We start from the raw sequence: 13,649 nt of genomic DNA, 5'->3' as shown, positions 1-13,649 counted from the left end.
CGGGCGGGGGCGAGGAGTGAGGTCAGTGATGAGTGCGGCGGTGTCGGCCCTGCGGTCCGTCGATGAGGCGGCGGATCGAACCGGTCAGCCCGCGGCGGCCGGGGCGTCGGTCCTGGTCGGGACGGTGGGAACGGCTCGGGTCGTCGTCGCCGCCGCTGCGCTGCGGCGGCACGAACGGTGCGCCGCCGCCGTCCGCGGCGCGCATGGCGGAGGCGAAGAACGCGCCGGAGCCCCAATCGCCCGGGGCCCCGCCGCCCCGGACATCACCCGCCGCGACACCGCCCGTCGCGGCAGCGCCGGGCGCGGCACCGCTCGCCGCGGCCGCGCCGGGCGCGGCACCGCTCGCCGCGGCCGCGGCGGGTGCGACGCCACCGGCTGCGGTATCGCGGGCCGCGGCACCGGGGGATGGAGCGGACGTCGGGTGGCCGGCGCTGTCGGCCGTCGGCGCACCGGCACGGGGGTCGTCGCCAGCGGAGCTCGGGTCGGAGCGGACCGTGCGGTACGCGCCGGTCGGGCCGACGGTGACGCCGAGCCAGCGGACCGACATGCGGGACAGATCGGATCCGTTGCGGGAGTCGAGGTCGACGATCTCGCCGACCAGGGTGATGCCGGCGCCGGTTGCGGATGCGGCGAAGCTGGTCACGGAGCCTCCATGATCGTGAACGGTGCGCCTGGCGCGGTGGTGCGGTCGAGCCCGGTTGGGCTGCACGGCGCAGTTGGGCTGCCCGATGCGGTCGGGTCGTTGGGTGCGCGCCAGACGGTGATGTGGGCGGAGCCGGCGCCCGGGCGACCGGGCGTGACGGCTGGGCGGTCGCGGCGACCGACCATCGCGGCATCGATGAGGAACTCGAACAGGTGCCAGTCGACCGTGCCGGCGGCACGGCCGAGCTGGGCGAGCCGGGCCAGTCGACCGCGGTCCCGCACCGGGATCGCGTGGCCGGCCAGATATGCCTCGTCGTCGCGGTCGTCGGCCGGGAACGAGTGCAGCGCATAGCGCCCGTCGCGCTCCAGGTCGAGCCGCTTCGGCGAGTCGATCAGGAAGCAGAACAGCCCGTCATCGGTGATCACCGGGCTGACCGGATGGACCCGCGGGCCGCCGTCGCGGCGGACCGTGGCGAGGAAGCCGAAGCCCTGCCCGAACTGGTGCACGAGGTCACGGATGGCCTCGGCCAGCTCGGGTGCCGCTTCGGCGAACTCTGCCCAGGTGACCATGGGTCCTAGTCTATCGAACATATGTTCGAACAACCACTGTTTTGGCCCCCGATCGGGCGGTGCGAGGCGGCCGGAGCACCACCCCCGCCTGGTCGGCGGCACCCGCGGGACGCGTGGTGCAACGGCTCCCGGGCCGGCGCTGGCCGGCCGCCGAGCAGGCTTCGGGGAGGGACGCCGAGCAGCCTTCGAGGAGGATTTGCGGCGCGACCCGTGGCGGTACGGATCGAGCGGCCGGGCGGCGGTCCGCGCGCCGAGATGGCAGAGTCTCGCTGCGACGAGTGCGACGAGGAGGAGACCGCGATGCCCGCATTCGGCGACTACCAGAACGAGCTCTACTTCCAGGCGTTGTTCGGCACCCTGCCCGACCTGCCGATGGCGTACGCCGAGCTGGCGGCGCGGGCCGAGCAGGCGTTGCCGCCGTCGGTCTGGTCGTACGTGGCGGGCGGCGCCGGTGACGAGCACACCCAGCGTGCCAACGTCGCCGCGTTCGAGCGGTGGGGGCTGGTACCGCGGATGTTCGTCGGCGCCGCGCAGCGCGACCTGTCGGTACGGCTGTTCGACCTGGACCTGCCGGCGCCGGTGTTCCTGGCCCCGATCGGCCTGCTCGGCCTGTGCAGCCAGGACGGGCACGGTGACCTGGCGACGGCGCGGGCCGCGGCGCAGACCGGCGTACCGATGGTCGCGTCGACGCTGAGCGAGGACCCGCTGGAGGACGTCGCCGGTGCGCTCGGCCCGACGCCGGGGCTGTTCCAGCTGTACACGCCGACCGACCGGGACCTCGCGGCGAGCCTGGTGAGCCGGGCCGAGGCCGCCGGGTACAAGGGGATCGTCGTCACGCTCGACACCTGGATCACCGGCTGGCGACCCCGTGACCTGGCGAGCGGCAACTTCCCGCAGCTGCGCGGGAAGTGCCTGACCAACTACACGTCCGACCCGGTGTTCCGCCGGCTGCTCGGCCAGCCGCCGGAGCAGGATCCGCGCGCCACCGTGCTGAAGTGGGTGCAGCTGTTCGGCAACCCGCTGACCTGGGACGACCTGCCGTGGCTGCGGTCGCTCACCACGCTGCCGCTGGTGGTCAAGGGCATCTGCCACCCGGACGACGCGCGCCGCGCGCTGGACGGCGGCGTCGACGCCATCTACTGCTCCAACCACGGTGGGCGGCAGGCGAACGGCGGGCTGCCGACCCTGGACGTACTGCCGGAGATCGTCGCCGCCAGCGACGGCCGGCCGGTGCTGTTCGACTCGGGCGTCAGGTCCGGCGCGGACATCGCGAAGGCGCTCGCGTTCGGCGCCACGGCCGTCGGCATCGGCCGGCCCTACGCGTACGGGCTGGCCTTGCGCGGCACCGCCGGTGCGGTGCACGTGCTGCGCTCACTGCTCGCCGAACTGGACCTGATCATGGCGGTCGACGGCTACCCGACGCTCGCCGACCTCACCCCCGACGCCCTCCGCCGGGTCGGCTGATCCGTCACCCGCTCAGCGCAACAGCTCGTGCGCGCCGAGCCCGCCACGCGTCCGGCGTCGTCTGTCTGCCGCCCGGCCGGCCCGGCTCCGCGCGGCCCGGGCGGTTCCGCGACCCGTGGCCGGCGCGGCGACGGCGTTCGCCGCGTCGGCTGACTCGTCGTTCCGCTCGGCGCGGGCTGCTCGTTCGCGCGCCGAGCCCGCCACGGGTCCGGCGTCGTCTGTCTGTCGCGCCGGCCCGGCCCGGTTCCGCGCCGCCCAGGTTCCACGTCCGCCTCGGCCGGCTCCGCGACTCGTGGCCGGTGCGCCGACGCCCCACTGCGAGCCTTGGCTGGTCCCACGCCGTCCCGGTCGATGCCTGCGCCGGGTCGGCGGGTCCGTGGCTGGGTCGTGTGGCTAGCCGTTCTCCTTGTGTACCGCCTCGATGTTGTTTCCGTCGGGGTCGCTGACGAACGCGCAGTAGGCGCGGTACTCGTTCCAGAAGCGGGGAGCGTGTCGCGACGTACCTCCGGCCGACACCGCGACCGCATGGAAGACGTCGACCGCGTCCCGGCCGTCCGCGGCGAACGCGAGGTGCATCCCGCGGGTGGCGTCCCGCGCTTTCTCCGCGGTCTCCAGCGACAGCGACGGGGTGTCCCGCTCGGGATGCCAGTACTCGGCCACCGTCTCGGTCCGGTAGCCGGCGACGATGCCGAGCGTCTCCAGCGCGGCGGTGTAGAACCGTTCGCTCGCCTCGAAGTCCGACGCGAACACGCCGACGTGATGGATGAAGGACGTCGATGCTTCCATGGCGGCGCAGCCTACCGAACCGGCCGACCCGCGCTGCGCGTTCGCACCAGCCCGCAGCCCGCAGCCCGCAGCCCGCAGCCCGCAGCCCGCAGCCCGCAGCCCGCAGCCCGCAGCCCGTGACCCCGGCAGCCCGTCAAGCCGGCAGTCCGCCAGGCCGGGAGCCCGCCGGCCCGGCAGCTCGCCAGCCGGCAGCCCGCCAGCCCGGCAGTCCGTCAGCCCGGCAGTCCGTCAGGTCGGCAGTCCGTCAGGCCGGAAGCTTGCCAGCCCGGCAGTCCGTCAGGTCGGCAGTCCGTCAGGCCGGAAGCTTGCCAGCCCGGCAGTTCGCTGATTCGGTAGACCGGCGGCTACCCGGACGTACCGGCGGGGTGCAGTTCGGCCCGCCGGAGCGCACGGGCGGCGAGGCCGACCGCGGCGGCGATCAGGCAGATCGCGGCGCAGCCGGTGAAGAACGCGGCCGAGCCCCAGGCGGCGACGGTGAGGCCGACGGCGGGGAACAGGATCGGCGCGAGCCCCAGGGTGCCGAGCGTGGTGACCGCGGTGATCCGGCCGAGGTAGCCGGGATCAGCCTCGGTCTGCACCAGCGCGCCGGTCAGTGTGCTGGTGACGCCGCTGGTCAACCCCATCGACCCGCCCAGCAGTACGGCCAGCGGCAGGCTCGGCGCGAATCCGATCCCGGCGGTACCGGCGGCGGTGGCGAGCAGCGCGCCGGCGGAGACCAGGCCGGCCCGCGGAATCCGGCGGCGCGCCGCGACCAGCAGCGCGGCCGCGGCGCCGCCGACGCTGAACGCGCTGGCGATCCAGCCCATCCCGGTGGCGCCCCACCCGTGCTCGTCGGCGAGCAGTACCAGGCCGAGACCGACCGGGCCGCTGAAGCACATCTCGCTCAGGCCGACGACCACGACCAGCGGAGCCAGCACCCGGTGCCCGCGCAGGTAGCGCAGGCCCTCGCCGAGCCCGCGCCAGGCCGGTACCCGGGTGGCGGCCGGCGCCGGGGTGGTGCGCACCCGAAGCAGCAGGAGCAGCGAGACCGCGAACAGGGCGCTGGCCGCGCCGAAGGCCGCCGGTGAGCTGCCGGTCGCGAGGACGACGCCGGCCAGCATCGGGCCGACCGCGTTGCTGAGCCGGATCGACAACCCGCGCATGCCCTGCAGCCGGGCGAGCTGACCGGACGTGGTGATCCGCGGCGGGAACGCGCCGACGGCCGGCATGAACAGCGCGTCCACCACGCCGAAGACCACCGCGGCGGCGATCAGCAGGCCGAGGCCGGGCGAGGTCAGCAGGATCGTGACGGCGACCGCGCCGATCACGACGCAGCGGGTGGTGTCGCTGGCCACCGCGATCCGGCGCGGCCCGAACCGGTCGGCGACCACGCCACCGGCGAGCATCAGTACTGCCCGTGGCACCGCGCCGCACGCGACGACCAGCCCGACGTACGAGGGGCCGGCGATGCGGGTGGCGGCCCAGGACAGCGCGAGGAAGTAGACCAGGTCCCCGGTCACCGACGCGGTGTACGCGGTGAGCCAGCGCAGCACGTTCGGGTCGCGGTGTGCCGGCCGGACGACCGCGGTTGCGGCGGTGTCGCCCTCGCGGGAACGCCCGCGCGCCACGGCCCCGCTCATGCCGGCCCCGGTTCGCGTGGCGCCGGCTCGCGCGGCCCCGGCTCGCGCGGCCCCGCTTCGGGCGGCTCCGCTTCGGGCGGCTCCGGCTCGTGCCGCCCCGGCTCGAGCGGCCTCGGATCGTGCGGCCCCGGTTCGAGCGGCCTCGGATCGTGCGGCCCCGGTTCGAGGGGCTCCGCATCGTCCGGCGCGGGTTGGAGTGGCCCCGGATCGTGCGGCCTCGGATCGTGCGGCACCGTGACGTCCGGCGGCGGTTCGAGTGGGATCGTGCCGGGCACCGGGAACGCCTGAACCTGCACCGACACCGGCACGCCGGCCGCGGCGTCGGCGGCGGGCTCGTCCCGGTACCGGCGGATCACGTCGAACAGCTCGGCGCGCAGCCGCGCCACCTCGGACGGGGTGAGCGTCAGCGTGAAGTCTCCGTACGTGCTGACGTCGGCCCATTCCCGGGGCAGCAGCGGGACCTCCTGCGCGGCCCGGCGCAGCTGCTCGATCCGGGCCAGCACCAGGGCGTGCGTGTACGCCCGGCCGGCCGCCCGGTGGTCCGCCGGCCCGGCCGACGGGTCGTGGATCGACTGCCGGTGCGCCGCCTTCCACCAGCGGTCCCGCCCGCTGCCGAGGTCCTCGTCCTCGACGATCAGCCCGCCGGCGGCGAGCCGGCGCAGGTGGTAGCTGGCCGCGCCGGGGTTGATGGCCAGCGCGGCGGCGACGCGGGTGGCGGTGGCCGGCCCGCGCTCGCGGAGCAGGTTGAGCACGGTCAGCCGGAGCGGGTGGGCCAGCACCCGCAGGGTCGCGGTGTCGAGGCGGATGTCCTGCTCGTCCATGGCGCCGACCCTACACCTACAACAGTTGTTTCAAAACATCTGTTGTAGGTTCTGCCGCGCACGGGGCCGGGTGGGGCGTTGTCCGGGCGCTGTCGGTACGCTGCGCGAATGCTGTTGTCCGACCGGGACCTGGCCAAGGAGATCGACAACGGCCGGCTGCGCCTCGACCCGTACGATCCGGCGCTGATCCAGCCGTCCAGCATCGACGTGCGGCTGGACCGCTGGTTCCGGGTGTTCAACAACTCGCGCTACACCCACATCGACCCGGCCCGCCAGCAGGACGACCTGACCAGCCTGCGCGAGGTGCCGGACGGCGAGCCGTTCGTGCTGCACCCGAACGAGTTCGTGCTGGCGTCCACGCTCGAGGTCGTCACGCTGCCGGACGACCTGGCCGGGCGGCTGGAGGGCAAGTCGAGCCTCGGCCGGTTGGGCCTGCTGACGCACTCCACCGCCGGGTTCATCGACCCCGGCTTCTCCGGCCACGTGACGCTGGAGCTGTCGAACGTGGCGAACCTGCCGATCATGCTCTGGCCGGGAATGAAGATCGGCCAGCTGTGCCTGTTCCGGCTGTCGTCACCGGCCTCGGCGCCGTACGGCTCGGCCGTGTACGGGTCGCGCTACCAGGGGCAGCGGGGCCCGACCCCGAGCCGCTCCTGGCAGAACTGGCGCACCTGGCCGACCGGCAGCTGACTCGGACCGATGCTCAACCCGCCACGGTGACCGGGACCGTGCCGACGATGGCGCGATGGTCCGAGCAGGGGCCGCCGCAGGTGGTCGGCACCGCGAGCGAGTCCTCCTGGTACACGCCGGCGACCGTGTCCTCGCGAACGAACAGCAGGTCGAGCTTGGTGCCGAGGCCGCACGGCCCGCCGGTGCTGCCGAACGTCCACTCGCCGTAGCCGGGGCAGCCGCCGTCGGTGTCGTCGAGTTCCCGGTACCGGCCGGTGTTGTCGCGGTTGGCGGGGGTGTCGAGCGACGACGAGTACCACCCGTTCAGCCGCGCGCTGTTCGGCTGGGCGTTGAAGTCGCCGGAGATCAGCACGGTGTCGCCGGCGGCCCGGAAGCCGTCGATCCGGCTGCGGACCGCGTCGAGCTGCGGTTGCAGGTACGCGTCGTCCGGGACCAGGTGGGTGGTGCAGTAGACGAGGTGTGGCCGGGCGGCGAGCGGCGCGCAGAGCAGCTTGCGGGTCTCGTTCGGGTGCCGCGCGTCGGGCAGCGCGTACCGGCGGGCGGTGCCGAGCGGGGCGGCGCTGAACAGCCCGATCCCGTACTGCTGGCCGGCGCAGATGCTGCTCTGGCCGCCGGGCGTGCTCGGCTCGAACCGGGCGAAGTTGCCCGGGTCCTGCGGGAAGCCGGCGGCGCGCAGGCTGGTCACGAGCGCCGTGTACTGCTGGTGGCAGAGCTCGTTGATGCCCACGAACTGGGCGTTGCGGTGGACGATCGACGAGGTGGCGGCCGGGATGAGGCCGTCGGTGGTGGACCCGTGGTGCATCGTGTTGCCGGCGATGTTCCACTGCCAGACGGTGGTCGGGGTGGTCGCGGCGGCGGCCGTGCCGGGCACCGCGAGAGCCGCGAGCACGGTGGCGCCGGTGGTGATGAGCGCTGCGGCGAGACGTCGGAGCATGGGCCCTCCCGCGTGCGCCGGCGGGTAACCGGACATTCGAGGTCAGGCAGCTTTTCTACCACGAAACCGCCCGGGGCGGCGGCAACGGACCTGCGCGCCGTGAAGGATTCTTCCGACTCCTCTGGTTTGGGGCGGCAGGTATTGACCTCCGCTCAAGGTCGGACAAGTGTGTCCACAAGCGGTTAGCGTCTGATCAACCGCCATACCCGAAACGACGGGTAACCATCGCGACGAGGAGATGAGGCTGTGCGACGCATCGTCCGAGTTGCCGCGGTCGCCGCGGCCGGAGTGCTGGGCGCCGGGGCCATGGCCACCGGTGCCGGCGCGCAGGGCAGTACCGTTCCGGCGTCCGGGCCGAACCAGCGGCAGGCCGAGTTCGCCGCGGCCGCGCACCACTCCGGCGTACCGGCCGACGTGCTGCTCGCCGTGTCCTACCAGGAGACGCGCTGGGAGGCGCACGCCGGCGCGCCGAGCACCTCCGGCGCGTACGGGCCGATGGCGCTGACCGACGTGGCCGCCGCGACCAGGGGCGCCCGGGCCACCGCACCGGAGCGCAACCAGCGCGGAGACGGAGTCGCCCGGCCGGCCGCGGCGATCACCGCGGGCGCCGCCGCCGATGGCGCCGCCCAGCACACCGCCCGTACCGCGGCGGCGCTGCTCGGCGTGGACGCGGCGACGGTGCGCGGTGACGAGGCGACGAACATCGAGGCGGGCGCGGCGCTGCTCGCCCGCTACGCCCGCGACCTCGGCCACGGCAACCTGCCGAGCGGCGTCGACGGCTGGTACGGCGCGGTCGCGAAGTACGCCCAGGCGTCCACCCAGCAGGGCGCGCAGAGCTTCGCCGACTCGGTGTACGGCACGATCGCGGCCGGCGCGCACGCCACCACCGCGGACGGCCAGCGGATCAGCCTGACCGCCCGGAAGGTGACGCCGAAGCGGGCCGAGGCGGCGGGTCTGGGCCTGCCGAAGCCGGCGAGCAGCCAGCGGCCGGAGTGCCCGCGCGGGCTCGACTGCGACTTCGTCCCGGCCGCGTACCAGCTCGACGGCGACGGTTCGGACCCCCGCAACTACGGCAACTACGACCTCGCCGACCGGCCCGAGCAGGTGAAGATCGACACGATCGTCCTGCACGACACCGAGGAGACGTTCGGCGACACGCTCGACACGTTCACCAACCCGGCGAGCTACGTGTCGGCGCACTACGTCGTCCGCTCCGGCGACGGCCACGTGACCCAGATGGTGCCGACCAAGGACGTCGCCTGGCAGGCCGGCAACTGGTACATCAACGCGCACTCGATCGGCATCGAGCAGGAGGGGTTCGCGATCCAGGGCGCCACCTGGTTCACCGAGCCGCTGTACCACTCGACCGCGCGGCTGGTGCGCTACCTCGCGGCCCGCTTCGGGGTGCCGCTGGACCGGCAGCACATCCTCGGCCACGACAACGTGCCGGGCATCAGCGCCGCCGGTATCCCCGGGATGCACTGGGATCCGGGCCCGTTCTGGGACTGGAACCACTTCCTGAACCTGGTCGGCCGGCCGACGATCCCGATGCCGGGACGGCACGTCGTCACGATCAACCCGCGGTTCGCGGCGAACGAGCAGCAGGTGCGTGACTGCGAGCAGAACACGCCGGTGGCGAAGCAGGCCAGCTCGTTCGTCTGGCTGCGTACCGGGCCGAGTGACGACGCACCGCTGTTCGACGATCCGGGGCTGGACCCGGCGCAGACCGGCGGTACCGACTGCGCCGCCGACTGGGGCGACAAGGCCAGCGCCGGCCAGCAGTACGTGGTCGCCGGCCGGGCCGGCACGTGGATCGCGATCTGGTACGACGGCGCGAAGGTCTGGTTCGACGGCACCCGCGCGGTCTCGCCGGCGCGAGCCCCGGTGATCCGGCCGAAGCCGGGCCGGGACAGCATTCCGACCTACGGAGTCGCCTACCCGGAGAAGTCGGCCTACCCGGCCGAGATCCCGCCGGCGAGCGTCACCCCGCTCACCTACACCATCCACTCCGGACAGTCCTATGTGTACGGAGGCCGGGCGGTCACCGACTACTACTACGCGAAGACGATCGACGACAGCATCCCGGGCGACCACACCGACGTGCCCGGACACGACCGGTACCTGCGCATCCAGCTGGGCCACCGGATCGCGTTCGTGAACGCCGCCGACGTGGTCGTCGTCCCCGCCTGACAACCAAGGTCCGTCCCGGGGTGGCGCCGTCGCCCCGGGACGGTTCGTGAGGGAGGAACCCCGATGCACCGACCGCCATCCCGAAGACTCGCCGCCGCGATCGTGGCCAGCGCCGGTCTCGTCGCCCTGGTACCGGCCGCGGCCGGTACGGCGGCGCCCGCACCGGCCGCGACCGGGGCCGACCGGCAGCAGCAGTTCGCCGCCGCCGCGGCCCACCACCACGTACCGCTGTCCGTCCTGCTGGGCGTGTCCTACCTGGAGTCCCGGTGGGACGCCCACGTGGGGCAGCCGAGCAGCGCCGGCGGGTACGGTCCGATGCACCTCACCGACGTGACCCGGGTGGCGGCGCCGGCCGCGCGCGGTGACGCCCGCGGCGACGACGCGCGGCCGATGACCACACCGGCCCGACCGGCCCAGAGCACCGGCGATCCGGCGCTGCACACCATGGACGCGGCCGCCGCGCTCACCGGGGACAGCCCCGCCACCCTGCGCACCGACCCGGCGGCGAACATCGACGCCGGTGCCGCGCTGCTCGCCGACTACCAGCGCCAGCTCGGCGCGACCGGCAGCGACGCCGCCGACTGGTACGGCGCGGTGGCCCGCTACTCGGGCGCCACCGACGTGGCCGGCGCGCGCGAGTTCGCCGACGAGGTCTACCAGGTGATCCGCACCGGCGAGGCCCGCCGCACCGACAGCGGTGACACGGTACGGCTCGCCGCCCAGCCGTCGGTGGCCCCGAAGACCGGCCAGTTGTCCGCGCTGCACCTGGCCAAGGCGGAGAGCGACGCCGACACCCCGAAGCCGGAGTGCCCGGCCAGCATGGGGTGTGACTTCGTACCCGCCGCGTACGCGCAGAACAGCGCGGACAAGGGCGACTACGGCAACTACGACCTCGCCGAGCGGCCGAGCAAGCTGAAGATCCAGTACCTGGTCATCCACGACAACGAGGGCTACTACAACGGCACGCTGAGCTGGTTCCAGAACCCGGCGGCGTACGCGGCGGCGCACTACGAGCTGCGCAGCTCCGACGGCCACGTGACGCAGATGATCCAGAACACCAACGTCGCCTGGCAGGCCGGCAACTGGTACATCAACGCGCACTCGATCGGCATCGAGCACGAGGGGTTCGCCGCCACCGGCGCCACCTGGTACACCGAGGCGATGTACCGGCAGTCCGCGAAGCTGGTGCGCTACCTCGCCGGGAAGTACCGGATCCCGCTGGACCGGCAGCACATCATCGGGCACGACAACGTACCGGCCACCACCGCCGCCGGGATCAGGAACATGCACTGGGACCCGGGCCCGTACTGGGACTGGAACCACTACATGAACCTGGTGCGCGGGCACGCGCAGCGGCACAGCCACACCGGCGGCCTGGTCACGATCTCGCCCGACTTCGCCACCAACCAGCAGCTGGTCACCGGCTGCGACAAGTCCGGCTCCGGCACCCCGTGTGACGCGCAGGGCACCAACTTCGTCTACCTGCACACGCAGCCGAGCGCCGACTCGCCGCTGGTGTCCGACCCCGGCCTGCACGCCGGGCCCGGCACCACCGACATCGCCGACTGGGCCGCCCGCGCGGTGGACGGCCAGCAGTTCGCGCTGGCCGGACGATCCGGTGACTGGACCGCCATCTGGTACGCCGGGGTCAAGGGCTGGTTCCTCGACCCGCACCGCAGCCCGACCGCGACCGCGGCGCACGGGTTCGTGGTGACGCCGAAGCACGGTGCCACGGTGCCGATCTACGGCCGGGCGTACCCGGAGGCCAGCGCCTACGACGGCACGCCGGTGCCGGTGCAGTCGGTCGTCGACCTCGGCTACACCATGACGGCGGGCCAGCGGTACCCGCTGGGGTTGACCGACGTGGTCACCGACTACTACTACGCGCCGACGATCGACAGCTCGCTGCCCGGTGACCACACCGTCGTGGTCGGGCACGACCGGTACTACGAGATCCAGTTCGGGCACCGCATCGGCTTCGTCCGCGCCGACGCGGTCACCATCCGCCCGGTCTGACCGGCGAACGCCAGGTCCGATCGCCGCCAGCATCGGCGATCGGACCTGGCGATGCTGGCGGCATGGAACTGAACCTCGACAAGAAGGTCGCCGTGATCACCGGCGGCAGCAAGGGAATCGGCGCCGGCATCGCGGCCGCGCTCGCCGCGGCCGGTGCCCGGGTGACCGTCGGCGCCCGTACCGCACCGGCCGAACCGGTCGACGGCGTGACGTTCGTCCCGGTCGACCTCGGCACCCCGGACGGCGCCGACCGGCTGGTGCGTACCGTGGCGGAGACGCACGGCGGCATCGACATCCTGGTCAACAACGTCGCGGTGAGCGAGCCGGCGCAGTCGGTGCTCGACTTCACCGACGAGCAGTGGCACCGCATCTTCGACCTGACGTTCTTCAGCGCGGTACGGGCGGTGCGGGCCGCGGTGCCCTCGATGCGGGGCCGCGAGAACGCCTCGATCGTCATGCTCGGCTCGCTCAACGCCCGGCTGCCCGCGGGCATGATCGCCCCGTACTCGGCGGCGAAGGCGGCGCTCGCGAACCTCGGCAAGGCGCTGTCGGAGGAGCTGGTGCCGGCCGGGATCCGGGTCAACACGGTCTCCCCCGGCCCGGTGCGCACGCCGCTGTGGACCGACCCGGGCGGCTTCGCGGAACTGTTCGCCGCGCAGGCGAACACGACCGTCGACGACGTGATGGACCGGGTGCTGCCGGAGTCGATGGCGATCACCACCGGCCGCGTCAGCGAGCCGGACGAGGTCGCCGACCTCGTGTCGTTCCTGGTCTCCTCCCGGGCCCGCAACATCACCGGGGGCGACTACATCATCGACGGCGGCATGTACAAGTCGACCGCCTGACCGGCGGTGGCCGCGGCCCCCGGGATCACCGGGGCCGCGGCTCCGCCGGCGCCGGCGTACCGACGACGGCGGACAGCACGTCGTCGAGGGTGACGATCCCGATCGGCGCGCCCTCGGTACCGACCAGGGCGATGTGGTGCCGGCCGCGGCGCATCGACAGCAGCAGGTCGGCGAGCGTACGGTTCGGCGCCACCACCGGCAGCGGCCGGATCGCGCTGGCCGGCAGCGGCTTGCGGCGGGCCGGCCCGGTCACCTCCAGCACGTCCTTGACGTGGATGAACCCGAGCACCCGGCGCGACGACCGGGCCACCACCGGGAACCGGGACCGGTGGGTACGGTTCGCCGTCAACTCCAGCGCCGCCGGCGAGATGTCGTCCGGCACCGCCACCACGTCCATCCACGGCAGCAGCGCGTCGGCGGCGGTCAGCCGGCCCAGCGCGAGCGCGCCGGCGAGCCGGGCGTGTTCCGGCTCGGCCAGCAGCCCCTCGGTCCGCGACTCGCTGACCAGCCCGGCGAACTCGTCGGCGTTGAACACCGACTTCGCCTCGTCCGGCGGCTCGATCCGGAACAGCTTCAACACCAGCCGGGCCAGCCATTGCACCGCCGTCAGTAACGGGCGAGTGACGGTACAGAAGCCGAGCAGCGGGGGCGCGAGCCACAGCACCGCGCGTTCCGGCCCGACCAGCGTCAGGTTCTTCGGCACCATCTCGCCGAGCACCGTGTGCAGGTAGGTGACGATCGCGAGCGCCAGCACGAACGACACCGGGTGCAGCACCTCGTCCGGTACGTGCGCCGCCTCGAACGGGATGCGCAGCAGGTGCGCGATCGCCGGCTCGGCCGCGGCGCCGAGCCCGAGCGAGCAGATCGTGACGCCCAGCTGCGTACCGGCGACCATCAGCGGCAGCTGGCTCATCGCCGACAGCGTCCACCGGCCGCGCCGGGACCGCCCGGCCTCCGCCTCGATCTGGGTGCGCCGGGAGGCGATGATGGCGAACTCGCCGGCGACGAAGAACGCGTTGCCGGCCAGCAGTACCACCGTGACGATCAGCGCGCCGACGTTCACGGGGCCTCC

12 protein-coding genes are annotated in these 13,649 nt (G+C 73.6%); 5 read left to right on the top strand and 7 right to left on the bottom strand.

Features of this window, described 5'->3' with window-relative positions; all coding sequences use genetic code 11:
• Nucleotides 1-22 precede the first annotated feature (22 nt).
• Together Asera_RS04845 and Asera_RS04840 are read right to left on the bottom strand one after the other, a co-directional pair.
• Nucleotides 23-643, bottom strand: a complete 621-nt coding sequence (locus Asera_RS04845) for a hypothetical protein (protein WP_051802933.1) — start codon at nt 641-643, stop codon at nt 23-25.
• Nucleotides 640-1,212: a pyridoxamine 5'-phosphate oxidase family protein gene (locus Asera_RS04840; RefSeq protein WP_157035137.1), complete on the bottom strand. Its 573-nt coding sequence runs from the start codon at nt 1,210-1,212 to the stop codon at nt 640-642. The genes Asera_RS04845 and Asera_RS04840 overlap by 4 nt, the downstream gene beginning before the upstream one ends.
• A 210-nt stretch (nt 1,213-1,422) precedes the next feature.
• On the opposite strand from Asera_RS04840, the gene Asera_RS04835 reads away from it, so the two are divergent.
• Complete coding sequence (locus Asera_RS04835) at nt 1,423-2,676, top strand: alpha-hydroxy-acid oxidizing protein (protein ID WP_244843742.1); 1,254 nt, start codon at nt 1,423-1,425, stop codon at nt 2,674-2,676.
• 393 nt (nt 2,677-3,069) lie between these two features.
• Here Asera_RS04835 and Asera_RS04830 read toward each other — a convergent pair whose 3' ends face one another.
• The 3 genes from Asera_RS04830 to Asera_RS04820 form a co-directional block, all read right to left on the bottom strand.
• Nucleotides 3,070-3,462, bottom strand: coding sequence for a VOC family protein (locus tag Asera_RS04830; RefSeq protein WP_030449234.1), 393 nt, complete (start codon nt 3,460-3,462; stop codon nt 3,070-3,072).
• Between the two features lie 344 nt (nt 3,463-3,806).
• On the bottom strand, nt 3,807-5,081 hold the full coding sequence (locus tag Asera_RS04825; RefSeq protein ID WP_051802932.1) for an MFS transporter: 1,275 nt from the start codon (nt 5,079-5,081) through the stop codon (nt 3,807-3,809).
• Nucleotides 5,078-5,902: an ArsR/SmtB family transcription factor gene (locus tag Asera_RS04820; protein ID WP_084132682.1), complete on the bottom strand. Its 825-nt coding sequence runs from the start codon at nt 5,900-5,902 to the stop codon at nt 5,078-5,080. Before Asera_RS04820 ends, Asera_RS04825 begins: the two co-directional genes overlap by 4 nt.
• A gap of 108 nt (nt 5,903-6,010) precedes the next feature.
• Here Asera_RS04820 and dcd point away from each other — a divergent pair, with 108 nt between their 5' ends.
• On the top strand, nt 6,011-6,592 hold the full coding sequence (dcd, locus tag Asera_RS04815; protein WP_030449231.1) for a dCTP deaminase: 582 nt from the start codon (nt 6,011-6,013) through the stop codon (nt 6,590-6,592).
• Between the two features lie 13 nt (nt 6,593-6,605).
• Here dcd and Asera_RS04810 read toward each other — a convergent pair whose 3' ends face one another.
• Complete coding sequence (locus Asera_RS04810) at nt 6,606-7,526, bottom strand: endonuclease/exonuclease/phosphatase family protein (RefSeq protein WP_051802931.1); 921 nt, start codon at nt 7,524-7,526, stop codon at nt 6,606-6,608.
• A gap of 246 nt (nt 7,527-7,772) precedes the next feature.
• Between Asera_RS04810 and Asera_RS04805 the strand changes: the two genes are divergently transcribed.
• The 3 genes from Asera_RS04805 to Asera_RS04795 all read left to right on the top strand — a co-directional run bounded on the left by Asera_RS04805 (nt 7,773) and on the right by Asera_RS04795 (nt 12,577).
• Complete coding sequence (locus tag Asera_RS04805; RefSeq protein ID WP_035298458.1) at nt 7,773-9,716, top strand: N-acetylmuramoyl-L-alanine amidase; 1,944 nt, start codon at nt 7,773-7,775, stop codon at nt 9,714-9,716.
• A 63-nt stretch (nt 9,717-9,779) separates the two neighbouring features.
• On the top strand, nt 9,780-11,732 hold the full coding sequence (locus tag Asera_RS04800; protein WP_030449228.1) for an N-acetylmuramoyl-L-alanine amidase: 1,953 nt from the start codon (nt 9,780-9,782) through the stop codon (nt 11,730-11,732).
• A 62-nt stretch (nt 11,733-11,794) separates the two neighbouring features.
• Entirely contained in the window at nt 11,795-12,577 is a 783-nt protein-coding gene (locus tag Asera_RS04795) for an oxidoreductase (RefSeq protein ID WP_030449227.1), read from the top strand.
• A gap of 25 nt (nt 12,578-12,602) precedes the next feature.
• Here Asera_RS04795 and Asera_RS04790 read toward each other — a convergent pair whose 3' ends face one another.
• A complete protein-coding gene (locus Asera_RS04790; protein WP_030449226.1) occupies nt 12,603-13,640 on the bottom strand; it encodes a hemolysin family protein in 1,038 nt (345 codons plus the stop codon).
• Nucleotides 13,641-13,649 lie beyond the last annotated feature (9 nt).

The sequence above is a fragment of the Actinocatenispora sera genome, assembly GCF_018324685.1.
In the GTDB taxonomy this organism is placed as follows: domain Bacteria; phylum Actinomycetota; class Actinomycetes; order Mycobacteriales; family Micromonosporaceae; genus Actinocatenispora; species Actinocatenispora sera.
This window is presented reverse-complemented; position numbering and strand designations above follow the sequence as displayed.